The organism is Massilia sp. 01N410 (assembly GCF_056399665.1).
In genome coordinates this window covers 19,786-44,117 of sequence record NZ_JBFTRV010000013.1, presented here as the reverse complement: position 1 = coordinate 44,117, position 24,332 = coordinate 19,786, and the positions used below count along the sequence as shown (strand labels likewise).

The 24,332-nt window shown below is 65.2% G+C and carries 16 protein-coding genes and 1 tRNA gene; 7 read left to right on the top strand and 10 right to left on the bottom strand.

Annotation, left to right across the window (positions count from 1 at the left end):
- Nucleotides 1-49: 49 nt before the first annotated feature.
- The 4 genes from AC1DOP_RS17580 to AC1DOP_RS17565 all read right to left on the bottom strand — a co-directional run bounded on the left by AC1DOP_RS17580 (nucleotide 50) and on the right by AC1DOP_RS17565 (nucleotide 4,036).
- Nucleotides 50-439 carry a hypothetical protein gene (locus AC1DOP_RS17580; protein ID WP_477252475.1) on the bottom strand — a complete coding sequence of 130 codons (390 nt, stop codon included), beginning with the start codon at nucleotides 437-439 and terminating at the stop codon, nucleotides 50-52.
- A 239-nt stretch (nucleotides 440-678) separates the two neighbouring features.
- Nucleotides 679-1,650, bottom strand: a complete 972-nt coding sequence (locus AC1DOP_RS17575) for an NAD(P)H-hydrate dehydratase (RefSeq protein WP_477252473.1) — start codon at nucleotides 1,648-1,650, stop codon at nucleotides 679-681.
- Nucleotides 1,651-1,663: 13 nt separating this feature from the next.
- Nucleotides 1,664-2,428: a histidine phosphatase family protein gene (locus tag AC1DOP_RS17570; RefSeq protein WP_442121629.1), complete on the bottom strand. Its 765-nt coding sequence runs from the start codon at nucleotides 2,426-2,428 to the stop codon at nucleotides 1,664-1,666.
- 207 nt (nucleotides 2,429-2,635) lie between these two features.
- On the bottom strand, nucleotides 2,636-4,036 hold the full coding sequence (locus tag AC1DOP_RS17565; protein WP_442121628.1) for an L-cystine transporter: 1,401 nt from the start codon (nucleotides 4,034-4,036) through the stop codon (nucleotides 2,636-2,638).
- A 172-nt stretch (nucleotides 4,037-4,208) separates the two neighbouring features.
- On the opposite strand from AC1DOP_RS17565, the gene AC1DOP_RS17560 reads away from it, so the two are divergent.
- Together AC1DOP_RS17560 and pbpC are read left to right on the top strand one after the other, a co-directional pair.
- Nucleotides 4,209-9,950: an alpha-2-macroglobulin family protein gene (locus AC1DOP_RS17560; protein ID WP_477252470.1), complete on the top strand. Its 5,742-nt coding sequence runs from the start codon at nucleotides 4,209-4,211 to the stop codon at nucleotides 9,948-9,950.
- Nucleotides 9,950-12,139: a penicillin-binding protein 1C gene (gene pbpC / locus AC1DOP_RS17555; protein ID WP_477252589.1), complete on the top strand. Its 2,190-nt coding sequence runs from the start codon at nucleotides 9,950-9,952 to the stop codon at nucleotides 12,137-12,139. The genes AC1DOP_RS17560 and pbpC overlap by 1 nt, the downstream gene beginning before the upstream one ends.
- Here pbpC and AC1DOP_RS17550 read toward each other — a convergent pair.
- Nucleotides 12,046-13,059: a 5'-nucleotidase gene (locus AC1DOP_RS17550; RefSeq protein ID WP_477252467.1), complete on the bottom strand. Its 1,014-nt coding sequence runs from the start codon at nucleotides 13,057-13,059 to the stop codon at nucleotides 12,046-12,048. The two genes, pbpC and AC1DOP_RS17550, sit on opposite strands and share 94 nt — an antisense overlap.
- A 216-nt stretch (nucleotides 13,060-13,275) precedes the next feature.
- Here AC1DOP_RS17550 and AC1DOP_RS17545 point away from each other — a divergent pair, with 216 nt between their 5' ends.
- From AC1DOP_RS17545 to AC1DOP_RS17525, 5 genes are all read left to right on the top strand, one after another.
- Entirely contained in the window at nucleotides 13,276-13,836 is a 561-nt protein-coding gene (locus AC1DOP_RS17545) for a lysozyme family protein (protein WP_477252465.1), read from the top strand.
- A gap of 115 nt (nucleotides 13,837-13,951) precedes the next feature.
- Nucleotides 13,952-16,759 carry a type VI secretion system Vgr family protein gene (locus tag AC1DOP_RS17540; RefSeq protein WP_477252463.1) on the top strand — a complete coding sequence of 936 codons (2,808 nt, stop codon included), beginning with the start codon at nucleotides 13,952-13,954 and terminating at the stop codon, nucleotides 16,757-16,759.
- A 1-nt stretch (nucleotide 16,760) separates the two neighbouring features.
- Nucleotides 16,761-17,573 carry a DUF4123 domain-containing protein gene (locus AC1DOP_RS17535; RefSeq protein ID WP_442121623.1) on the top strand — a complete coding sequence of 271 codons (813 nt, stop codon included), beginning with the start codon at nucleotides 16,761-16,763 and terminating at the stop codon, nucleotides 17,571-17,573.
- A gap of 2 nt (nucleotides 17,574-17,575) precedes the next feature.
- The gene (locus tag AC1DOP_RS17530) at nucleotides 17,576-18,322 is read left to right on the top strand and encodes a DUF3304 domain-containing protein (RefSeq protein ID WP_477252461.1); all 747 of its coding nucleotides are present in this window, start codon (nucleotides 17,576-17,578) and stop codon (nucleotides 18,320-18,322) included.
- The gene (locus AC1DOP_RS17525) at nucleotides 18,319-20,391 is read left to right on the top strand and encodes a T6SS phospholipase effector Tle1-like catalytic domain-containing protein (RefSeq protein WP_477252459.1); all 2,073 of its coding nucleotides are present in this window, start codon (nucleotides 18,319-18,321) and stop codon (nucleotides 20,389-20,391) included. Before AC1DOP_RS17530 ends, AC1DOP_RS17525 begins: the two co-directional genes overlap by 4 nt.
- A gap of 104 nt (nucleotides 20,392-20,495) precedes the next feature.
- Here the strand turns inward: AC1DOP_RS17525 and AC1DOP_RS17520 are convergent.
- From AC1DOP_RS17520 to tolA, 5 genes are all read right to left on the bottom strand, one after another.
- A tRNA-Lys gene (locus AC1DOP_RS17520) sits at nucleotides 20,496-20,571 on the bottom strand.
- A 56-nt stretch (nucleotides 20,572-20,627) separates the two neighbouring features.
- Nucleotides 20,628-21,389 carry a tol-pal system protein YbgF gene (gene ybgF, locus AC1DOP_RS17515; protein WP_442121620.1) on the bottom strand — a complete coding sequence of 254 codons (762 nt, stop codon included), beginning with the start codon at nucleotides 21,387-21,389 and terminating at the stop codon, nucleotides 20,628-20,630.
- 86 nt (nucleotides 21,390-21,475) lie between these two features.
- Nucleotides 21,476-22,003, bottom strand: coding sequence for a peptidoglycan-associated lipoprotein Pal (pal, locus tag AC1DOP_RS17510; RefSeq protein WP_442121619.1), 528 nt, complete (start codon nucleotides 22,001-22,003; stop codon nucleotides 21,476-21,478).
- A gap of 25 nt (nucleotides 22,004-22,028) precedes the next feature.
- Nucleotides 22,029-23,300, bottom strand: coding sequence for a Tol-Pal system beta propeller repeat protein TolB (gene tolB / locus AC1DOP_RS17505; RefSeq protein ID WP_442121618.1), 1,272 nt, complete (start codon nucleotides 23,298-23,300; stop codon nucleotides 22,029-22,031).
- Between the two features lie 32 nt (nucleotides 23,301-23,332).
- Nucleotides 23,333-24,328: a cell envelope integrity protein TolA gene (tolA, locus tag AC1DOP_RS17500; protein ID WP_442121617.1), complete on the bottom strand. Its 996-nt coding sequence runs from the start codon at nucleotides 24,326-24,328 to the stop codon at nucleotides 23,333-23,335.
- Nucleotides 24,329-24,332 lie beyond the last annotated feature (4 nt).

Genomic DNA, 24,332 nt, shown 5'->3' with positions numbered 1-24,332 from the left:
CACTCGAGCCGCTTTGCCTCCGCCGCCTGGGTGGCCGCTCAATGGCCGATTAGTGGCCGCTGGTGCCGGTGCCCGTCGTACCGGTGCCGGTGGTGCCGGTGCCCGTGGTGCCCGTGCCGGTTGTGCCCGTGCCGGTGCCGGTGCTGTCGACCGGCGGCGTGGTGCCGGTGCCGGTGGTGCCGGTGCCGGTTGCGCCGGTGCCGGTATCGCCCATGGTGCCGGTTGCGCCGGTGCTGCCGGTGCTGCCTGCGCCGGTGCCGGTGCTACCCGCTGCGCCGGTGCTGCCGGTGCCGCTGGTGCCCGAAGTGCTGCTCGGCGCGGTGGCCGACGTGTCGCCGGTGCCGGTCGTGCTGGTGGTGTCGTTTTTCTTGCAAGCCGCCAGGCTTGCCATCAGGGCTGCGGCAAACAGAATCTTCGATGCGTTGCTAAGAGCTTTCATTTGTTTTACTCCTCGTTCACGTCTACTTTTTTTGCCGCCGTCTCCAGGGTGAGGCGCTGGAGGGTCGACGACGCCAGTTTGGTTTCCAGCGGAACTTTTAGTCCCGTCAGGGAACCTCAGGGAGCCGACGCAATACGCGGCCCCGTGTGGTGTACGAATTCGACTCCGGCTTCCCTGCATGGTTCTGCCGGTGCGCCGAATTGCACACTTCTTTCAGATAAGAGCCGAACCGTCAGGGTTCAGCCCTTCCCCCCGGCGAAACTGCCGGATGGCCGTGATGCCGCGTCGGCAGCATCGCCGGCGGCTTGTTCGAGCAGCGCGGGGACTTCGTCCGCCAGTTCCCGCGCCAGATAACCGAGCCTGCCCAGGCGCGCCGCGAGCCGGTTGCCGGCGCGCGCATGCAGGACCACGCCCCAGCCCGCCGCCTGGGCGAGCTCGGCGCCGCGTGCCGCCAGTCCGGCGATGATGCCGGCCAGGACGTCGCCCGAGCCCGAGGTGCCGAGCCCGGCGTTGCCGCCTTCGTGCTGCCAGCGCTCGCCCTGCGGCGTGGCGATCACGGTGCGCGCACCCTTCAGCGTGACCACCGCGTTCCAGCGCAGCGCCATCTCCAGGGCGAGCCGGTCGTCGCCGTCGGCGATTCTTTCCTTCGGGATGCCGGTCAGGTGCGCCATCTCGCCCGCGTGCGGCGTCACCAGGACAGGAACGCCGAAGCGGAAGGGCGGGTTGGCGCCGGACGGCGGATGCAGGATCGCGCCCATCGCATCGGCGTCGAGGATGATGCTGGTTTCCGTGCCTTGCAGGCGCGGCAGCAGGGCATGCACCAGGCGCGCGGTGGCGGCCTCGTCCTGCATGCCGGGACCGATCAGGATGGCGTTGATGCGGTCGGCCAGCGGATCGAGGGCGGCCACGGCTTCGACCGTGAAGCCGCCGGCTTCGTTCTCGGCCAGCCCCAGCACGCGGGATTCGGGAATCGCCAGCGCGACCAGCTGGGCCACGCTGTTGCCGGTGGCGACCGTCAGCTTGCCGGCGCCGGCGCGCAGGGCGGCGACGGCGGCCAGGATGACGGCGCCCGGCATCTCGCGCGAGCCGCCGAGGATCAGCACGTGGCCGCGCTCCTCCTTGTCGGCATCGAAAGACGGCATCGGCAGCGGCCAGCTGCGCAGCAGGCTTGCATCGAGGTCGCGCGGCCGGGCATGGGTGTGCAGCGTCATGGTGGAGGTCGCCTCAAGCCTTGGCCGCCGTCGGCACATCCTTGCCGGTGGTGACGGGGGTTCCGGTAGCTTCGAGCGGCGCGACAAAATTGACCAGCCGCACGGCGAGCTTGCCGCGCTTGCCCAGCGACGGGTCGAAGGAATAGGAGGTGACCGAGCAGTTCGGCACGTCGCCGGCGCGATCCTGTTCGAGGATGGCGGCTTCGTCCATGCGCTCCAGCAGATAGCGGAAGCAGTTGACGATGACCTGGTGGCCGACGATCAGCACGCGCTCGCGGCAGTATTCGCGGGTGAGGGTGTCGAGCACGCTGCGCAGGCGCAGGATGACGTCGCACCAGCTCTCGCCGCCGGGCGGTCGGAAATAGAACTTGCCGACGTGGCGGCGCTGTTCATACAGGTCGGGATATTGCTCCTTGATGCCGAGCACGGTCAGGCGGTCGAGGATGCCGAATTCCTTTTCGCGCAGGCGTTCGTCGGCGTGCACCGCGAGCAGTTCGTCGCGGTCCAGGCGCTGCATCAGGATGGCGGCCGTCTGCACCGCGCGCACATAGGGCGAGTGCAGCACGACGCTGGGCTGCTCGTGCGGAGGCAGGGCCGCGAACCAGGCGCCCAGCGCTTCCGACTGCTGCCGGCCGAGCTCGGAGAGCGGCACGTCGACATCGCGCTCGGCGATGTCGATGTGCAGTCCGGCCGCGGCTTCGGCGGCATCGCGCGCGACGTTGCCCGCACTCTGCCCATGCCTGACCAGCCAGATTTCCTGAGGCCACTTTTGGTCCATCACCAACCTATTTGTGATTTTGACATGTGGGCATCATAGACGGATTCGTCGGGACCTTCGCGCACGATTCCGCCCGAAAACGTCGCGTGCGGAGGCCCGTCGACAGGAGGTTTGCTGTCAACAAGTGCACGCCAGGAAAACGGTTTTGCTTCGGGAAAGCCGAGGCCGCGCATGCCGGCGGCCGGCCGGCATGCGGGGGAGGCAGGGTCAGGCGACCTGTTCGTCGCCGTCGAGATTGACCGCGGCGTCGCTGTTGAAGACGCGCATGTCGGTCTGGCCGAGCACGCGGCTGGCCAGGGTGCCGGCCGTGATGGAGCCGCTCACGTTGAGGGCGGTGCGGCCCATGTCGATCAGCGGCTCGATCGAGATCAGCAGGCCGGCCAGCGCCACCGGCAGGTTCATCGCCGACAGCACGATCAGCGCGGCGAAGGTGGCGCCGCCGCCGACCCCGGCAACGCCCACCGAGCCGATGGTGACGATGCCGATCAGCGGCAGGAGGAAGCTGCTGGTGAACGGGTCGATGCCGACGGTCGGCGCGATCATCACCGCCAGCATGGCCGGGTAGATGCCGGCGCAGCCGTTCTGGCCCATCATCGAGCCGAAGGAGGCGGCGAAGTTGGCGATGCCCTCGGGCGTGCCGAGGCGCGCGGTCTGGGTCTGCACGCTCATCGGGATGCTGCCGGCCGAGGTGCGCGAGGTGAAGGCGAAGGCCAGCACCGGGAAGATCTTCTTCACGTAGCGCACCGGGTTCAGGCCGACGCCGCCGACGATCAGCAGATGCACGCAGAACATCAGGATCAGGGCGCTGTACGAGGCCATCACGAAGCCGATCAGGTTGAGGATGTCCTGCAGGCTGGAGCTGGCCAGCACCTGGGTGATCAGGGCGAACACGCCGAAGGGCGTCAGGCGCAGCACCAGGGTCACCATGCGCATCACGATCACGTGGGCGACGTGCACGAAGTGGCTGAAGGACTCGAACACGTCCGGCTTCTTGCCTGCGATGCCGGTGCTTGATACGCCGATGAAGATCGAGAACAGGACCACGGCGATGGTCGAGGTCTTGCGCGCGCCGGTCATGTCGAGGAAGGGGTTCTCCGGCAGGAAGGAGAGGATGGTATTCGGCACCGACAGCTGCTGGGCGGTGGCCAGCTTGCCTTCGAGGTAGGCGCCGCGCGCGACTTCGGCCGCGCTCGAGGTCAGGCCGACCGCGGACAGGCCGAACAGCTTGGCCATCAGGATGCCGATGCCGGCGGCGATGGCGGTGGTGATCATCAGGGTGCCGATCGTCAGCGCGCTGATCTTGCCGAGCGAGGAGGCGTCGCGCAGCTTCAGGATGGCCTGGATGATGGAGACCATGATCAGCGGGATGATGATCATCTGCAGCAACTTGACGTAGCCGGTGCCGAGCACGTCGAGCCAGGCATCGGTATCGGCGATGACCGGCGAACCTAGCCCGTACACGGCCTGGAAGCCTGCGCCCAGCACGATGCCGAGGCCGAGGCCGGTGAACACCCGCTTGGTGAAGGAGACATGGCGCTGCTGCATGAAGAACAGCAGGGCGCAGACGGCGAGGGCAATGGCCAGGTTCAGGATCAATTGGATGTGCATGGTGTCTTCGGTGGATGCCTGTCGTCGTATATGCGTACAGGAAATATAACAGACGCATTTTATAGCCATTCATGCATAGCGTGCATAGGCTGTCTTTTTTTACGGTTGTAAATGTTGTTGACAGGGTTAGCCTTTATGGCAAGATCGGCTGGCTTCGGACAGGAGGAAAAAGATGCGCGGCGTGAGCTTGCTGAGGGGGCTGTACCTGGGGGTGCTGTGCTGGTGGCCCGCCACCGCCGCGCTGGCGCAGACGGCGCCGCCCGGCATCGAGATGTTTTCTCCGGAAGGGACCGTCAGCCAGGTGCGCCAGGCCACGGCGCGCTTCTCCGTCCCCATGGTGCCCTTCGGCGACCTGCGCGCGCCGGCGCCTTTCGAGGTCGACTGTCCGGTGCCCGGCAAGGGACGCTGGGTCGACGACCGCACCTGGGCCTACGACTTCGAACGCGACCTGCCCGGCGCCGTGCGCTGCCGCTTCCAGCTGCGCGCCGACCTGCGCGACCTGGCTGGGCAGGCGCTGGCGGGCCGGCGCGAATTCGTGCTCGCCACCGGCGGGCCGGCCGTCCTCCACGCCGCGCCCTACGACGGCAGCAGCGCGATCGACGAGCACCAGGCTTTCGTGCTGGCGCTGTCGGCCCCCGCCACGGCGCCGTCCGTCAGCGGCCACGCCTGGTGCCAGGCCGACGGCATCGCCGAGAAGATCGGCGTGCGCATCCTGGGCGGCGAGGCGCGCGAACAGGCGCTGCTGGCGAGCCGCTGGATGGTCCAGAACACCCTGCGCGGCGATGGCGATGGCGGGCAGGAACGCGGCAAGCCCTATACGCCGGCCCGGCTGCGCGCCGACGAACGCGCGGGCAAGCTCGATCGCCTGCTGGTGCTGCAATGCCAGCGCACCCTGCCGGCCGATACCAAGGTGGCCCTGGTCTGGGGCAAGGGCATCGCCGCCGCCAACGGCGCCGCCACCAGCGCCGACCACATGCTGGCCTACAAGACCCGGCCCGACTTCAGCGCCAGGCTGCGCTGCGACCGGGTCAGCGCGCGGGCCCAGTGCATTCCCTTCCTGCCGATGCGCCTGGAATTCAGCGCGCCGATCGCCGTGGCCGATGCGCGCGGCATCTACCTGGAAGAGGCGAACGGCAAGCGCCATCCGGTGGCCTTCGGCAAGGACGAAGAGCGCGGCGCCACGGTGAGCATGGTCAGCCTGCCCGGGCCCTTCCCGGAACAGGCGCGCCTGAGCCTGCACCTTCCGGACGGCCTGAAGGACGATGCCGGCCGGCCGCTGGTGAACCGTGCGCGCTTCCCGCTGCCGATCCGCACCGGCGAGGCGCCGCCGCTGGTGAAGTTCGCGGCGCCTTTCGGCATCCTCGAAGCGAAAGGGGACCGCATGCTGCCGGTCACGGTGCGCAACGTCGAACCCAGGCTGGCGGGCAAGCTGCACGGCAGTGGCGCCACCCTGCAGCTGAAGGGCGGCCGCGAGCAGGACATCATCGCCTGGCTGCGCAAGCTGTCCCGGCCGGGCACCGGCTGGACGCCGGACCAGCCCTCCGGCAAGCAGCTCGAGACGTCGGTATTTGCCGGGGCCAGGCCGGATACCCTGCAGCGCTTCATCCTGCCCAAACCGAACGGACGGCGCGCCTTCGAAGTCATCGGCATTCCGCTGCGCGAGCCGGGCTTTTATGTGGTGGAGCTGGAAAGCCCGCGCCTGGGTGCGGCCCTGAATCCGAAAGGGCGCAGCGCCTGGGTCCGCAGCAGCGCCCTGGTCACGAATATGGCGGCCCACTTCAAGCTGGGCGCGCAATCCTCGCTGGTATGGGTGACCTCGCTCGACCAGGGCAGGCCGGTGGGCGGCGCCCGGGTCGAGGTGCGCGATTGCGCGGCGCGCCTGCTGTGGAGCGGGACCAGCGATGCGCAGGGCATCGCCCGCATCCGCAAGGAACTGCCGGCATCGCGCTGCAAGGGCATGGACGGCTACTTCGTCAGCGCGCGCCGCGGCGAGGACTTCAGCTTCACGCTGTCGGACTGGCATGAGGGCATCGAGAACTGGCGTTTCAACCTGCCGACCGGCGGCCGCTTCGAGGACAGCCGCATCGCCGCCACCGTTTTCGACCGCACCCTGCTGCGCGCCGGCGAGACCGTGCACATGAAGCACTTCCTGCGCCGCCACACGAGCGCCGGCTTCGCCATGGTCAAGGTGAATGACAGGCCGCCGGCTTCGAACCAGGACTGGCGCGCCCAGGAACTCGGCGTCGACAAGACCGCCTACCCGGTCCGCGGTTTCATCGTCCACCAGGGCAGCGGCGAGAAGACCGGATTCGCGCTCGACTGGGATGCCGCCGGCGCGGCCCAGGGCGAGTGGAAGATCCCGCAGGACGCCAAACTGGGCGTGTACGAAGTGCTGGTCGGCGGCCAGGTGTCGGGCTCCTTCCGCGTCGAGCAGTTCCGCGTACCGACCATGAAAGCGGTGCTGAAATCGCCGGACCAGGCCCAGGTGGCGCCGAACGCGGTCACCTTCGATGCCCAGGTGGGTTATCTGTCCGGCGGTCCGGCGGCCCAGGTCCCGGTCAAGCTGCGCAGCGTGGTGCAGGAGACCGGCGTGCAGTTCCCCGATTATGAGGAATTCGGCCTGGGGCTGGGCGACGTCAAGGAAGGCGTGGTGGCGATGGGCGGCGGCGACGAGGAGGAGGACGCCGGCAGCGAGGAAGGAGACGGGCAGCTCGAAGCCGCGCGCACCCAGTCGCTGACCCTGGACCGTGCCGGCGGCGCGCGGATCGCTGTGGACAGGCTGCCGCCGCTCGACAAGCCGAAAAGCCTGCTGGCGGAACTGTCCTTCCAGGATCCGAACGGCGAGACCTCGACCGTGGCGGCGCGGGTGCCGCTGTGGCCCTCGGCCTACGTGGTCGGCATCAGGCCGAACGGCTGGATGCAGACCAAAGATGCGGTCAAGTTCCAGGCCGTGGTGCTGGACGCCGCCGGCAAGCCCGTGCCCGGCGTCGCGGTCGGCGTCGACTTCTTCGTGCGCCGGACCACCTCGCACCGCCGGCGCCTGGTCGGCGGCTTCTACGCGTATGAGCACAGCAGCGAGATCAAACGCCTGGGCGAGGCCTGCGGCGGCAAGACCGATGCGCAGGGCCTGCTGGCCTGCGAGGTGTCCGCTCCGGCCGAGGGCGACCTGATCCTGCGTGCCCGCGCCAGCGACCCGCAGGGAAGGGTGGCCGCGACCCGGCGCGAGATCTGGATCGGCGGCGCCGAGGAACAGTGGTTTGCCGCCGGCGACCATGACCGCATCGACCTGCTGCCGTCGAAGAAGCGCTACGAACCCGGCGAGACCGCGACCCTGCAGGTGCGCAGCCCCTTCCGCAAGGCCAGCGTGCTGGTGACGGTGGAGCGCGAAGGCATCCTCGACGCCTATGTGCGCCAGCTGTCCGGCCGCGACCAGTCGGTCGGCATCCCGGTCAAGGACAGCTATGCGCCGAACGTCTTCGTGTCGGCCCTGGTGGTGCGCGGACGCGTGGGCGGCGTGCAGCCCACCGCGCTGGTCGATCTCGGCAAGCCGGCCTACAAGCTCGGTTACGCGCCGCTGCGCGTCGGCTGGGCCGCGCACGAGCTGAAGGTGAAGGTGACGCCGGAACGCAGCGTCTACAAGGTGCGCGAGCAGGCGAAGGTGACGCTGAAGGTCGAGGCGCCCGGCGGCGGCAGGCTGCCGGCCGGGACCGAGGTGGCGCTGGCGGCGGTCGACGCCGGCCTGCTGGAGCTGATGCCGAACACCAGCTGGAACCTGCTGGAGACCATGATGCGCGAACGGAACCTGCAGGTCGAGACGGCGACCGCGCAGATGCAGGTGATCGGCAAGCGCCACTTCGGCCGCAAGGCCTTCCCGCACGGCGGCGGCGGCGGGCGCAGCGCGACCCGCGAATTGTTCGAGACCCTGCTGCTGTGGAAGGGCAAGGTGGCGGTCGACGCCAACGGCGAAGCCAGCGTGCAGGTGCCGCTCAACGACACCCTGGGCAGCTTCCGCATCGTCGCCGTGGCCAGCGGCGGGGCCGGCCTGTTCGGCACCGGCTCGGCCGACATCCGCACCACCCAGGACCTGATGCTGCTGTCGGGGCTCCCCGCCAGCGTGCGCGAGGGCGACAGCTTCCGCGCCGGCTTCACGGTGCGCAATGCCTCGCAGCGCGAGCTGACGGTGCGCCTGGCGGCGAGCGTGGGCGCGGATGCGGGCAAGGGCCAGTCGCTGGCGCCCCTGAGCGTGACCCTGGCGCCGGGCGAGGCCCGCGAGCTGGGCTGGAACTGGAGCGTGCAGGCCGGCGCCAAAGCCCTGCAGTGGGAGGTCGACGCCAACGGCGGAGAAGGGGCGCAGGACCGCATCCGCATCCGCCAGCAGGTGGGCGTGGCGGTGCCGGTGCGCACCCTGCAGGCAACCCTGCTCCAGCTCGACGGCGAGAAGACCCTGCCGGTGCAGCGCCCGGCGGACGCGCTGCCAGGACGCGGCGGCGTCGAGACCATGCTGAGCGCGCGCCTGGGCGGCGACCTGCCGGGCGTGCGCGACTACATGCGCGCCTATCCCTACACCTGCTTCGAGCAGCGCACCTCGCGCTCGGTGGCGCTGCGCGACAAGACCATGTGGGAAGCCACGGTGGCGACCTTGCCGGCCCACCTGGATGCGGATGGCCTGGTCAAGTACTTCGCGCCGATGGAACTGGGCAGCGACACCCTGACGGCCTATGTGCTGTCCCTGACAGGCGAAGCCGGCTACGCTATCCCCGAAGACCTGAAGCAGCGCATGGAAGCCGGACTCACCGCCTTCGTCGACGGCAAGATCGCCCGCCCGCCCTACCTGGCCAGCGGCGAACTCACGGTGCGCAAGCTGGCCGCGCTGGAGGCCTTGTCGAGGAGCGGGATGGTGAAGCCGGCGATGCTGGAATCGATCACGGTCGAACCGAACCAGTGGCCGACCTCCGCCGTGCTGGACTGGTACCAGGTGCTCACCCGCACCCGCGACCTGCCGCAGCGCGAGCAGCAGCTCGCGCAGGCGCGCCAGGTGCTGCGCGGGCGCCTGAACCTGCAGGGCACGACCCTCGGCTTCTCGACCGAGCGCCGCGACGACTGGTGGTGGTTGATGGCCTCCGCCGACGTCAATGCCAACCGCCTGCTGCTGGCCGCCACCGGCGACCCGTTCTGGCAGGCCGACATCGGCCGCCTGGCGCGCGGCGCGCTGGGCCGCCAGAAGCAGGGACGCTGGAACACGACCACCGCCAACGCCTGGGGCGTGGTGGCGCTGGATGCCTTCTCGCGCAAGGTCGAGGCCGAGCCGGTGAGCGGCAATGCGCAGTTGACGCTGGGCGCCGCATCCTGGACCGGCACGGTGCCGTCGACGGTGCTGCAGGCCTGGCCGGAACGGCCGGCGACCCTGAAGCTGCGCCAGCTTGGCAGCGGCAAGCCATGGGCGACCGTGCGCAGCCTGGCCGCGGTGCCGCTCAAGGCGGCGCTGTCCTCGGGCTACCGGATCGTGCGCAGCATCACGCCAGTGGAACAGAAGACCAAGGGCCAGTGGTCGCGCGGCGACGTCTACCGCGTGCGGATCGACGTCGAGGCCCAGGCCGACATGACCTGGGTGGTGGTCGACGATCCGATCCCGGCCGGCGCCAGCATCCTCGGCACGGGACTCGGGCGCGACAGCCAGATCGCCACCGCCGGCGAGCGCTTCCGCGGCTGGGTCTTCCCGGCCTTCCAGGAACGCACCCAGGCCGCCTTCCGTTCCTACTATGAGTTCGTCCCGAAGGGCAGCTTCAGCGTCGAGTACACGGTGCGCCTGAATAACGAGGGCCGTTTCGCCATGCCCGTCACGCGGGTCGAGGCCCTCTACAACCCGGAGATGTTCGGCGAGCTGCCGAATGCCGGGGTGGTGGTGGGACCGTGATGCGTGCCTTGCTGCTGGCCCTGGCGATCGCCGTTCCGGCTGCGGCCGCAGTGCCGGCGCCCGAACAGGTAAAGGCCGCCTGGAAGCCTTCGGACGCCCAGCTGCTGGACCGCCACGGCGAGCCGCTGGAGAGCGTGCGCATCGACATGGCGGCGCGCCGCCAGCCCTGGGTGGCGCTGGCCGACATCTCGCCCAGCCTGGGCCGCGCGGTGATGCAGGCCGAGGACCAGCGCTTCATGGAACATGGCGGCATCGACTTCAAGGCGGTCGGCCAGGCGGCCTGGGACAACCTGTTGCGGGTCGGGCGCGGCGGCCCGTCGCGCCTGCGCGGAGCGTCAACCATCACGATGCAGCTGGCCGGCCTGCTCGACCCGGGGCTGGCGGCCCGCGCGGCCGGCCGCAGCTGGAGCCAGAAGTGGGACCAGGCCCTCGCCGCGCGCGAGCTGGAGGCCGGCTGGAGCAAGCAGCAGATCCTGGAGGCCTACCTGAACCTGGCAAGCTTCCGCGGCGAGCTGCAGGGCGTCGGCGCGGCATCGCGTGGCTTGTTCGGCAAGGCACCAATCAGCCTGGACATCGGCGAATCGGCGATCCTGGCGAGCCTGCTGCGCGCACCGGGCGCCCCCGGCCGCGAGGTCGCGCGCCGCGCCTGTGCACTGGCCGCGGAACTGAAGGCGGCGTCGAACTGCGCCACCATCGAGTGGCAGGTCGAGGTGGCCCTGAGCCGTCCGGGCGCGGCCTTCCAGCAGCCGCCGGCCCAGGTGGCGCGCCAGCTGCTGGACGGCGGCAGCGGCCAGCGCGCGGCCCGCAGCACCCTGGATGCGAAGCTGCAGCGCTTCGCCGCCGCAACCCTGCGCCGCCACCTGGCCGAACTGGCCGAGCGCAACGTCGGCGACGGCGCCGTGGTGGTGCTGGACAACGCCAGCGGCGAGATCCTCGCCTATGTCGCCAACACGGGCAGCAAAGAAGTGGACGGCGTGGCCGCCCTGCGCCAGGCCGGATCGACCTTGAAACCCTTCCTGTACGAGCTGGCGATCGAACGCGGCGTGCTGCATGCGGCGTCTCTGCTGGACGATACCCCGGTCGACATCCCGACCGTCGGCGGCCTTTACGTACCGCAGAACTACGACCGCCGCTACCACGAGGTGGCGAGCGTGCGCACCAGCCTGGCCGGCTCGCTGAACATCCCGGCGGTGCGCACCCTGATGCTGACGGGACTGGAACGCTTCCATGAGCGGCTGCGCGAAGTCGGCATCGCCAGCCTGACGGAGGCGGCCGATTTCTACGGCTATTCGCTGGCGCTGGGCTCCGCCGACGTCAGCCTGCTGGACCTCAGCAACGCCTACCGCACGCTGGCCAATGGCGGCCTGCAGGGCAGCGTCACGCTCAGGGCGCGCGCACCGGAGAAGCAGCGCCGCGTGCTGGACGAACGCGGCGCCTTCATCGTCGCCGACATCCTGTCCGACCGCGGCGCGCGCAGCGTCACCTTCGGCCTGCGCAACGAGCTCGCCACCAGCTTCTGGAGCGCGGTGAAGACCGGCACCAGCAAGGACATGCGCGACAACTGGTGCGTCGGCTTCACGGACCGCTACACGGTCGGGGTCTGGGTCGGCAATTTCGACGGTAGCCCGATGTGGGACGTGTCCGGCGTCTCGGGCGCGGCGCCGGTGTGGCGCGATGTGATGGACTACCTGCACCGCGACCGGCCAGGCCGCGCGCCGGCGCCGCCGTCAGGCGTGGTGCGACAGACGGTCGCCTTCACGCCCGCGGTGGAAGCGCCGCGCAGCGAGTGGTTCGTGCGCGGCACCGAGACCGCATCGGTGGAGCTGCTGGCGCCCTCGCAGCGCCAGCCGAAGATCGTGTATCCGGCCGATTCCAGCCTGATCGCACTCGACCCCGACATCCCCGAACGCCTGCAGCGGCTGCGTTTCGAGGCCCAGGGCGAGGGCGGCCTGGCCTGGGTGCTGGACGGTAAAGAAGTGGGCGCGGCCGAGCTGGAAGCCGGCTGGGCGCCGGTACCGGGCAAGCATGAACTGAAGCTGGTGGGGCGGGACGGGCGCACTTTGGCGAGCGCCCGTTTCGAGGTGCGCGGCGGTTCTCAGCTGGTTTCGAGCTTCTCGACCAGCAGCGGCGGATCGTCGGCCAGCTCTACCCCGGCCAGAGGCGAAAACAGCGGCGAGTCCGAGCGGTAGGGCACGCGGCCGGAAGGCACGTGCTTGGCGGCGGGATCGAGGTGCAGGTCCTGGTCGTCGAAGAAGATGTGGGCGCGGAAGGCCTTCACGACCTTCGACTTCGGCACGCCGCCCAGGAAGAAGATCTCGTTCACGTAGACCCCCCAGTGGCGCAGGGTATTGATGACCCGCATCTCGGCCGGCGCGCTGCGCGCGGTGACGATGGCGATGCGCACCGGGGACGCATCCGCGCCGAAGGGCAGGCGTTCCTGCAGCCTGGCCAGCTTGCGCAGCAGGATCGCATAGGGCCCGTCGTTCATCGGCTCGTTCTGCTTTTCGTCCTCGACCGTGTGGAAGCGGCCCAGGCCTTCGGTCTTGTAGACCAGCTCACTGGAATCGTCGAACAGCACGGCGTCGCCGTCGAAGGCGATCCGCACCTGGTCCTCGAGCGGCGCCTCGCCGGCGTGCGGCGGCGGCTTGAGCACGGCGGCGGCGCAGGCCTGGGCATCGATGATGCGCTGGGCGTCGTCGACGTTCGTGGTCAGGAACAGGTCGACCGCGAAGGCGTCCAGGTAATCGACCACCGACTGCCCGCCGGTGAAGGCGTGGCGCGAGATCGGCAGCCCGCGCGAGCGGATGTTGTTGAAGACGCGGACCCCGGTCTCGGGACTGTTGCGCGACATGACCACCACCTCGACCAGGGGCCGGGATTCGGAGGACGCAAAGCGGTTCAGGCCGAGCAGGGCGCGCACCAGCGGCATGCCGGTGCCGTCGCGTAGCGCTTCGTTTTCGCGTTCCAGCATGTAGGCGCGGTACTCCTCGAGCGCGCTCTGGGGATTTTTCGCGTGTCTGGCTTTGTAGACGGCATCCGCTTCGGCCAGGTCGAACAGGGCAGTGGCGGAAATGCCGACGACGAGGGTGTCTGAAAGATCGAGGGGCATGGCGGCTGAATGGCTGAATGGTTGAGTGGCGATACCGATCGATCTTACCCGACCCCACGGTTCCTTTGGGAAACGAATCGACGAGAATCTCCGGCTCCGTTGAGGTCGAGCAAGGGGTCATGGCCCGTACCCCCATTGCATGTGGCTGAGCAAACGCAAGCCGGGTCAGTCCCGTTCGAGTGACGATGAGACTGCCGGTCATGCAAGGAGACGGACATGGACAAGCAGGCAGTGCCGGAGCGGGGATCGTCTCCGGGCAATGGCGAAGTCCCATCGCAGGAAGAGCTGCTGGCGCGCCTGCGCGCGATCAGGGCGCTGGTCGAAGCGAACAACGAGTCCAGCCTCGGCACCGACATGATCGTCTCCCAGATTTATATGGAATCGCGCTTCGACCAGGCCGCCCAGGCCAGGGGCAGCAGTGCGCGTGGCCTGATGCAGATGCTGAAGGTGGCCAACCGGGAACTGTACCGGCTCGACAACCTGCGCAAGCCGCCGGGCGAACGCCGGCTTGAGGCCGAGCTGTACCGGGAAGCGGACGCCTTCCACGCCAGCCTGGCGTTCATCGACGAGGCGACCAATATCCGCGCCGGCACGCGCTACCTGCAGGCCTTGATCGACAAGGCGCGGCGGGAGGGAAAGACCGACCCGATTGCGGAAGCCTACAAGGATTATCGGGGTGTCAGGAATGGGATTTATTACCGGAAGATCCGGCTGGCTGCGGAAAAGTTGACGCTGGATCCGGAGGGGATCGAGGCGCTGAGGGGGCTCGAGAGCTAGTGCCTTGTTACGTACGATGCTTACGCTGCGTCACGGTGTGAGCTTGCGCAAGAAATTGCTTCTTACCTACTGTATCTTGGCAACGCCAATCAGTCGATAAGGAGTGCGTGCGGTCATGATCAACGCCCTGACGGAACAGCTCAGCGCCGCGCTGGCAGAATTCTCGGGCACGACCCGGCTGATTGAGCTGAGCATCGACGGGGCCGCCGACGCATTGCTGGTCGAAGCCTTCGCAGCTGACGACGCAATCGACGAAGTGGGCGTGCGCGACGTGATCGCCCTGTCGACCAGCGCGCATCTCGACCCGGCCTCCATGCTCGGACGCTCGGCCAGCCTGGAGGTGAGCCTGGCCGACGGCAGCCGCACCGGCTTCGCCGGCGAGGTCAGCGAAGCCGCGATGCTGGGCAGCGACGGCGGCTTCGCCCGCTATCGCATCCGAATCTCGCCCTGGCTGTGGCGCCTCGGCCAGGGCAGCAACAGCCGCGTTTGGCAAGACAAATCCGTCATCGGGATCGTCGACGACGTGTTCGAGCCATGGCTGCCGCTGGCGAAGTGGCGCTGGAGCGACGACACCAGCCCCTTCATCGCCGACGCCAAGCCGCGCAGCTACTGTTGCCAGTACCGCGAGTCCGATCTCGATTTCGTGCGCAGACTGTTGGCCGAAGAGGGCCTGAGCTGGCGCCTGGATGACACCGAACTGGTGATCTTCGCGGACAGCACCCAGCCCTGCGCTGTTCCCGAAGACCCCAGCAGCGCGCAGGACGGCGGCATCCGCTTCCACGGCGTCAGCGCCGTCGAAGCCTCGGATACGGTGCAGGCACTGGAATCGCAGCGGCGCCTGCACGCGTCCCTGGTCACGGTGCTGAGCAGCGATTACAAGGCCGGGCAGAGCGTCACCGGCAGCGCGCCTTCGCTTGTCCGCTACGGGCGCAGCCTGCCGGAGCTCGAAGCCTACGAGGTGCCGGGACAGTACGCCTACGCCGACCGCGGCCAGGCCCGTCGCGACGCCGACCTGCGCATGCAGGCGCGGGAAGCGCGCGGACAGCTATGGCGGGGCCGCTCGACGGTCCGCACGCTGCGCGCCGGCGCCAGGATGACGGTGACCGGTGCGCCGCGCCGTGAGCTCGGCAATGCGGCGGCGTTCACGGTCTTGCGTGTATGGAGTGTCGGGGTGAACAACTTGCCGCCGCCGGCCACGCAGGCGCTGGAGGAGCTGTTCGGACCGATTCCCGAGCTGCTGGAAGAGCTCACCGGCGCGCAGCTGTCCGGCGGCCAGGCGCTGGTGGTCGAACGCGCCCTCAAGTCCGGCTATGGCAACCAGTTTACGGCGATCCCGGCCGAAGTGCCGTGGTGTCCCGGGCTCCTGATCGACGATGATCCTACGCTTCGTAAGCCGACCGCCTTCGGTGCCCAGAGCGCCATCGTGGTCGGCGCGGACGGCGGCGACAGCCCGAGCGGCGCCGATGAGCTGTACTGTGACCGCCTGGGCCGCGTGCGCATCCGCTTTCATTGGCAGGAAAGTGGACGAATGAGCGGCAACGCCTCCTGCTGGGTGCGCGTGGCCCAGCGTTCGGCTGGCGGCGGCATGGGCAGCCAGTTCCTGCCGCGGATCGGGCAGGAAGTGCTGGTGCAGTTCATCGAGAACGACATCGACCGGCCGATCGTGGTCGGCGCCTTGTACAACGGGCGAGGCAAGGGAGGCATCGTGCCAACCCCGGGCGGGCAAGCGACTGCCGACAACGACACCTCGTGCTTTGCCGCCGCACATGACTGCCGTGCCTCGGGACAGGGGAATCTGGCAGGTGGACATAGCCCCGTCTGGCATGGCGCGTCAGCCGACAACGGCGGCCATCGCAACGCTGGCGCGCAGTGGGGCGTGCGTAGCAAGGAATTCGGCGGCCATGGCTACAACCAGCTGCTGTTCGACGATACCGATGCCCAGGGCCGCGTCCAGCTCAGATGCACCTACGCTGCTTCGGAACTGAATCTGGGGCATCTGATTCATGCTGCCGACAACTACCGGGGCAGCTTCCGGGGTCTGGGCGCCGAGCTGCGTACCGACCATTACGGCGCGGTGCGCGCGGGCGGTGGCTTGCTGGTCTCCAGCTACGGGATCGGGCATGCTGCTGCCGCCCGCGATCCGGCCGGCGAAAACGCGGCAGGCGCCGGCCTGCTCCAACAGGCCGTTTCACTAGCTGAATCGTTCAGTACGGCTGCTTCGACGCATCTGACCGTCGGCCTGGCGGCGCATCTTGGCGCCGCCAGGGCCAACGCGAGTGCGCTCGATGACAAGGCGCCGCCATTGAAGGCCATGCATGCATCGGTGTCGGCGATGGCCGAGCTTGCCGGCTCCGGCGAAAAGCTGGCGCATATGGCCGATCCGATCATTGCCGTATCCGCGAGGGATGGCTTCGGAGCGAATGCCGGGCAGAGTCTGCAACTGGCCAACGGCGAGACCGTAACAGTGATGAGTGGGCTGGATACACAGTTCGTCACTGGCGGACAGATGCGGGTGCATAGCGGCCAGGCGATCGGTGTGCTGGGCGGCGCGGTCAAGGCTGGGGAGGGCGGGCTTGGTCTGCAACTGCTTGCGGCGAAAGAGGCAATCGACATTCAGGCGCAGGGTGATGGACTTCGCGTGCAGGCGCGGGATGAGGTCAATGTGATCAGTGCCAATGCGCATATCGACTGGGCGGCGGCCAAGCGGATCAATTTGTCGACGGCGGGCGGGGCAAATATCACGATCGAAGGTGGGAATATTTTGGTGCAGTGTCCGGGGAAGATTGCTGTGCATGCGGGGAAGAAGAGCTTTGCAGGTCCAGAAAAGCGCACTTTCGATATGCCAGCGTTGCCGAGCAGCGTGTGTATCGCCTGCCTGAAAAAAGCTCTCATGGCGGGGTCAACTTTTACCATGGTGGAATGACATGCTCATTGACGCATTTACCGAAGATTGGATCGATATCCTGATTCGGCGTGCGAGTCAGTTACCGGCTTCGCGAAAAATGTATTTGCTGCTTGATGGCGCATTCGTTCCTGGGCTGCACAGGCGGCTTCCAAAGGAGAGCAAGGCGCTCTTGTTTGACGCGCTTCCGGGATGTTCCGAAGAGGCCGAAGACGTATCCCCGTTCCTGACTGCGTTCGTGCCTGATGACAGATTCTTGAAGCGGTTCCTCGGGCGCTGTAATCGTTGGCCCATGGTGAGTGCCATCGAGACATCGGAGACGCTGGAACAGTTGGCAGATCGATTGGGCGGTTGGTGCTTAGTGGAGTCAGACGGCCAACGCTTCAATTTTCGCTTTCCGGATACACGGAGGCTGTCGGCCATCCTCAAAGCGCTTAGCCCTGTGCAATGTGCACAGATAACCGGTCCTGCGGTGTGTTGGTCGTATATCGATAGGACTGGTTGCTGGTGCGACCTAGTCCTTCCTGGTTGTGACACAGATATAGCTGTACAGGCAGAACTGGATCAGCATCAATTTGCCTTTCTCGTCATGGACAGCGCGGCGGATGAAATATTAGTGATGTTGGCGAACCGCGGACACAAAGTATTTGAGCATCCCTCCCGAAGCCATGCACTTGTCACCAGTGCACTACACGCCGTCCATACCACGCAGTTGCTGGATAGTGCGCTCCTTGATTGGTGCGAGTGGCTTTGGCGTCAGCGCCGCCTTCACGATGTTTCGGATATGCGCTCGGTATTTCAGGCGTGGTTCGATGAATATTTGCGTGGAGACTGAGAATGTTTTCTTTACCAAGACTATTAGCGTTGCTGACCTGCTTTGTCGGTCCCTTATTTCTAGGGGGGTGCGAAAAGCCAACGGTCAACGTGAATCTACATGGGGTCAACTATTCCGGCGAGACGTTCAGCTACGACGTGGCCGATCCTGCCGCGCCAAACCAGGCGGCCGGTGGTGAACTGATCGACCCCTTCGGTGCGGGTGGCACAACCTGCTGCGTCACTTTGCCTAAGAAATGGCATCCAGGTATTAAATTACAGGTTCGTACGACGCATTGGTTGAAAAAGCCCCCTGATGGCAGTCTCCCGGAAATCAAGCAGGTCTATCTCGTCGATGTGCCTCGCTATATCGACGACAGGCCGGGGGAACTTTGGGTGCTACGCGAGGTAAGCGGAAACGTGAGCGTTATCTCGAGTGATTTTCAGCCAGATCACGTGAAGTGGCCGGGGAAGATTAAAGGATGGCCAGTTCCTTCACTGGAGTATCAACGTGAGCGATGGGAAGTGTATAGAAAGCACGAGGCAGGAGGCGTCCGTCTTTTTCAAGAATTATTGAACGAGCTTGAGAAATCTCCTGACGCTCGCGCTAAAGACGCTTGGGAGCACGCCACACAATACGAGCCAGACACAATCAAGAATTTCTCGGGGCCGCACGACCCTAAGTATCGAGCTAAGTTAAAGCAGGAGTATAAAGACGGTTTCGAACATAGTCGACTGCGCCTGAAGCAAATCATGGAGGCACGCCCATGACTGCTAAACTGGCGTCTCAAATTGAAGACAAATATGGATCTGCGAATGATTTTGATATTTTCTGGGGACGGGATCTAGGGAAAACAATCCGAGAGAGGGAAGAACAGCGCGAACAACCACCCATCGGCGTTCCAGGCGAATCCTGCGATACCAACCTGTTCTTCGGCTTTTTCTTCGACGGTACAAAGAACAACTACCGGTTGGCCGAAGCCAGCAAAAGCCATTCGAATGTCGCCCGCCTCTACGATTGCTATCCCGGACTTAGCGTTCAAGGTGTTTTGCCCTCATCAACGGATTGGCAACATAACCCCTCCAGGTACACCCATTTCTTCAAGATTTACGTGCCAGGTGTCGCTTCCCCTTTTCCACAAGTGAACGACAGTGGTGAAGGCTGGGAGTTGAAGGCCGGTGCGGCGACTGGCTATCTCGGCGGAGAACGTATTGTCTGGACGCTTCTCCAAGCGATTAACAACGTCCATCGCTATTTCCTAAAGGCGCCCCTCGTCCTGCCTGACGAGATCGATAGCCTGCTCTCCAAGATCGTCCTGAACAAACTGTCCCGTCGTTTAATGGAGGAGAGAGATTGGCAAAAGGTCCCCGTCCCCAACAAGGAAATCAATGGCATGGCGCGGTGCGAGTTCGAAAAGCTCCTCTCGAAATTACATCTGGCGATGTCCGGGCATTGGCCGAACCCGAAAACAGGCAAGCCGGCAAAGATCGATCCCGCCGTCGTCAAGAAAATTCATGTGTCGATCTTCGGATTTTCGCGTGGTGCAACTCAGGCCCGTGCCTTTACCAATTGGCTGCACTCCTTGTGCAGACTGGACGCACGATTGCGAGGCAAGACGGGTTCCATGTCGCTCGGCGGTTTTGAAGTGCAGTTCGATTTCCTCGGCCTGTTCGACACTGTGGCGTCGGTTGGCCTGGGTAATACGTTCGGTAACAACTTTACGGGACGTCTGCTCGATGGTCACGGCGCATGGGCTGACGCCGAGGATAGTCTTCGGGTGCCGGCCGGTGTCAAATGCCTCCACCTTGTGGCAGCACATGAAATTCGTCGGAGCTTTCCAGTGGACTCGATTTCGGTGAAGGGGATGCTGCCCAGTACCTGTGAGGAAATCGTCGTACCGGGTGCGCATTCTGATGTCGGTTGTGGTTATTGTCCGGGTGAACAGGGCCGCGGCCGTGACGGGGAGGGAGCAGATATGCTTGCGCGGATTCCTTTGCTCATCATGTATAAAGCTGCCAGGCTGAGCGGCGTGCCATTAAAGCTTGAACTGGCTAACCCACCAGCGCAAGCACGATTTGCTCTTAAGGCTGAGGCAATCAAAGCATTCAATACCTACATCGCGACATGTAGAGCAAAAAGCGGCCCTTTGCATCGCATCATGCGCGAGCAAGCGAGGAAATACATCGAATGGCGTGCGTTCAGGCGAATTCACGGCAAGAATCCGATACAGGCGACCGATAGCTTTTTGCGAGCATCGATCTTCGATCAAAATGACCTGTACAGCGCGACCAAGGAATTCGAAGATGAAATATCGGAATTTGTTGCTTGGCTAAAGGGGAAGGGGGGCCAATTCCGGCCAGCCAGCCAGCCAGCGGGCTTTCATAACGAGCATTACGCCGAGTGGGAGGAAATAGCGACTTGGTGGGAAAAGGGGCCGTTGCCATGCGCTGCCGTATTGGATCTCTTCGATAATTACGTCCATGATTCTCGCGCGTGGTTCAAGTTGATTCCGAAAAATCCGGATAATGAGAAAGACGCGCATGCTTTGCTGGCATCATGGATCCAGAGGCAGAAGGCGGTGCGAATGCACAACGAGATGCGACCGAAAATGCACGGCCGGGGAAACTCTGCATACCAGATGAAAGCGACTGACGGCCTAAGCGAGGACGAGCTGCGGGCAGTGGCCGAGTACGAGAAGACGGGCAAGATACCACGCATGACTACGCACGGTCGGGAGCCGTTCGATTCTTCCTGGGCCAGTTGGGGATTGTCGGGCAAAGCCGGTTATTTGCGGTTCCGTAAAATCTATGGCGGCTGGGATTCGGAACTGCTTTCTTGAAGAATTGGCCCTTAATATCGGGCTATTATTTGAAGGATCAATGATATAAAACAAAAAAGGCGCCACGATCACTCGTAACGCCTTTATTGCTTGCTACTGAATTCTGGTAGGCCGTGCTGGGCTCGAACCAGCGACCAACGGATTAAAAGTCCGCTGCTCTACCAACTGAGCTAACGACCCGAAAGAAGCAAGATTATAGGTTCAATCAGCCGGGCTGTCAAACGCTCATGAGCGACTTACTTCAGCGCAGCCAGGCGGTCCTTGGCTGTTGCCGCGGCGGCCGTGTCCGGAAACTTCGAGACCAGCTGCTGCAACACCTTCTTGGCGTTCTTCTTGTCCTTCAGCTCGATGTAGTTGCTGGCGATGTTCAGCATCGCGTCTGGCGCCTTCGGGCTGGTGCCGTAGTTCGAGACGACCGCTTCCTGGGCCGCGATCGCGTTCTTGTAGTCGCGCTGGGCGTAGTAGGCGTTGCCGAGCCAGTACTGGGCGTTGGCGGCGTAGGCCGAGTCCGGGAAGCGGCGCACGAAATCCTGCAGTGCGCCAGCGGCGGATTTGTAGTCGCCGGACTTGAACAGCTCCATCGCGGTGTCGTAGGACTTCTTCTCGGTCGGCAGCACTTCGGCGGTCTGGCCGTCGATGGTTTCCTGGCGCGGTTCGAGCTTCTTGATGCGGGCGTCGAGGTCGGCGTACAGGTCCCTCTGGTTCTTTTGCGAGGTGGCGATCTGGTTCGCCAGCACTTCAAGCTGGCCGCGCAGGCGGGCGATTTCCTGCATCGTTTCCTCTTGATGGTTCAGCATCTCGAGGGTCGAGGTCTTGTCCGATTTGGTGTCGATGCGCGCATTGAAGTCGCGGGACAGGGCGTCGACCTTGGCGCGCAGGTCGAGGATGGCGCGGCGTGCTTCATCGTCGTCGAGCAGGCCGGCGCTCGCGTGCAGGGGCAGCCAGGCGGCAAAGGCGAGGGCGATGGCCGCAAGGCGGGACTGGGACGGTTTGATCATTTATCTGACTCTTCCTAAGCATTACGGGGCGGGATGCAGTCTGCACCGCATCCCGCCCCGCTGTCAATCAGCCGAGTATGTCCGGATTATTGATAGACGATGTCGGCACGGCGGTTTTCAGCCCAAGCCGCTTCGTTGCTGCCGGTTGCTTTCGGCTTTTCCTTGCCCAGCGAGACGGCTTCCATCTGGTTCTCGGACACGCCCAGGGCGCCCATTGCCTTGCGCACGGCTTCGGCGCGCTTCTGGCCCAGGGCCAGGTTGTACTCGGTGCCGCCGCGCTCGTCGGTGTTACCCTGGATCAGCACTTTACGCTGCTTGTTCTTGGTCAGGTAAGCCGAGTGGTTCTCGACGACCGGCTTGCCGTCGTCGCGCACGGCGTAGCTGTCGAAGTCGAAGTAGACGCTACGGTTGGCCAGAACGCCTTTCGGGTCGTTCAGCGGATCCACGTTGCCGGTCTCGACCGGGCGGACCTCACGGCTGGTGTCGGCCGGCGGCGCTGCCTGAGCGACCGGGGTCTTTTCGACCACCGGGGTTTCTTGCAGTTTGGTCGACGAGCAGGCCGACAGCAGGGCGGCGGCCGAAACGATGAAGGCTACAGTTTTTACGTTGCGCATGGGTTTTCTCCTGGTCAAAAAATATTTACTTCATGAAGGGGCCCCAGCTGGGCTCCTTGATGTTTCCCGCCTGAGTCGACAGTCGCTGCTTTACACGTCCGTCGACGGACACCACGGCCAGCGAGGCTCGCCCGCCGCCCTTGTTGGCATACATGATGTACTTGCCGTTTGGCGAAAAACTCGGTTCAGTGGCCCCATCGGCCAAGCGCTGTTCCTGGCCGCTTGCCAGGTCCATCGCATACAAGGAGAAAACCCCATCGCGTTGGGAAATCCACGCCAGCGTCTTGCCGTCCGGGGATACACGTGGGCTGATGTTATAGCTTCCATTGAACGTGACGCGGCTAGCCTGGCCACCGTTCACGCTCATTTTGTAAATCTGCGGACCGCCGCTGCGGTCGCTGACGAAATACACGCTCTGGCCGTCGGCCGAGAACTGCGGCTCGGTGTCAATGCCATTGCTGGTGGTCAGGCGATGCATGCCGCTGCCGTCGGCGTTCACGATGAACACCTGGGTATTGCCGGTCTTCGACAGGGCGAGGGCGAGTTTGGTGCCGTCAGGCGACCAGGACGGCGCCGAGTTGCTGCCCTTTTCGTTGGCGATGATGGCGCGCTGGCCGGTCACCAGGTTCTGGACGTAGATGATCGGCTTCTGCTTTTCGAAAGAAACATAAGCGACCTTGGTGCCGTCCGGCGACCACGCCGGCGAGATGATCGCTTCGCGGCCGAAGGCGGCTACCTGTTCGTTTTCGCCGTCGGCATCCGCCACCACCAGCTCGTAGCTGTGGTTGCCGTTGCCGTGGTTCACCTTCACATAGGAGATACGGGTCGAGAAGATGCCGCGCACGCCGGTCAGTTTTTCATAGACGTCGTCGGCGATGCGGTGGGCTTCGAGGCGGGTGTTGCGCGGACCGACCGCATCCGACAGTTGCGACAACTGGGTTTGCTTGACGGTGTCGAGCAGCTTGTAGCGGACCTGCAGGCGACCGTCCGCCAGGCGGCTGACCGAGCCGACCACCAGCGCATCGGCGCCGCTGGCCTTGAAGGCGCCGAGGTCGATGCTGGCGGTGTCGGAGATGGCCTGGCGCGCATCGATCACCTTGAACACGCCGCTGCGTTCGAGGTCGGCGCGGATGATGGCGGATACCTGTTCCGGCGCGACCGATTCGTCGGCGAAAGCCGCGACCGCGACCGGGATCTGGGTACCGCTCACGCCGGCGATTTCGACGCGCACCTGGGCATGCGCGGCCACGCCCATCAGCAGGGTGGCCGAAAACAGCAGGGAATGTAATTTCTTCATAAATGTCTCAGCTAAGGTTTGAGTCGAGCGGGTCAGTTCATTTCTTTCAGTTTGAAACCGACCTGAACAGAACGCTCTACCGTACCATCTTTCTTCTTCGGTAGCGGTGACGATTTGTTAATACCGCGCTCCACGGCTTCGTCGAAAGCGGGGATGCCGCTGCTCTTGGTCTTGCGAACCGACAGGATTTCACCGGTCGGCAATTGCTCCACCTGGAAAACGACTTCCGGATTGCCCGGCACATCCGTGCTGCCCGGGTAGCTCGTATTACCCTTGATCTTCGCCGCGATGCTGGCGATATAACCCTTGTCGATGCGCGGCGCGGTCGATTTCTCGGCACTGCCGGTGCTGCCCGGGTTACCCGCGCCCGACATCAGGCGTTTCATTTCCTCGTTACGCAGTTTGTCCAGCTTGGCCGCTTCGGCTTTTTCGGCCTTTGCCTTGGCGGCTTTATCGGCCTTTTCCTTGGCCAGCTTTTCCTTCTCGGCCAGTTTCTTCTTCTCGGCCTCTTCTTCTTTTCTCGCCAGTTCCTCGGCTTTTTTCTTTTCTTCTTCGCGCGCCTTTTTCTCGGCCAGCGCCTTTTCTTTCTTCTCTTCTTCGCGCTTCTGCTGGGCGAGTTCGCGTTCGCGCTCGGCCTTTTCTTCTTCTTTACGCTTCAGTTCTTCCTTGCGTTTCTTCTCGCGATCGAGCGCGATGTCCGGCTGCTTTGGCGGCGCCGGTTCGGCCACTGGCGGCGGCTCGGCCACGCGCGGCGTCGGCGGCGGGGTTTCCGGCTGCGGCTCCGGCTGGGGTTCCGGTTCGGGCTGCGGCGGCGCCGGCGGGGCGGCCTGCTGCACGCTCGTATCCCAGACCTCGGCCTCGACCGCTACCGGCTGGTTATTGGTCCAGTTAATGCCGACCACCAGGAAGGCGAGCAGCAGGGCGTGCACACCCACCGCCAGGCCGATCGAGGGCCAGCGGTTCGGTTCCGGCGGCACCTGGTAGGGCGATCCGCCGATGGCATTGCTGTTCTGCTTCGTTGCCGACATCAAC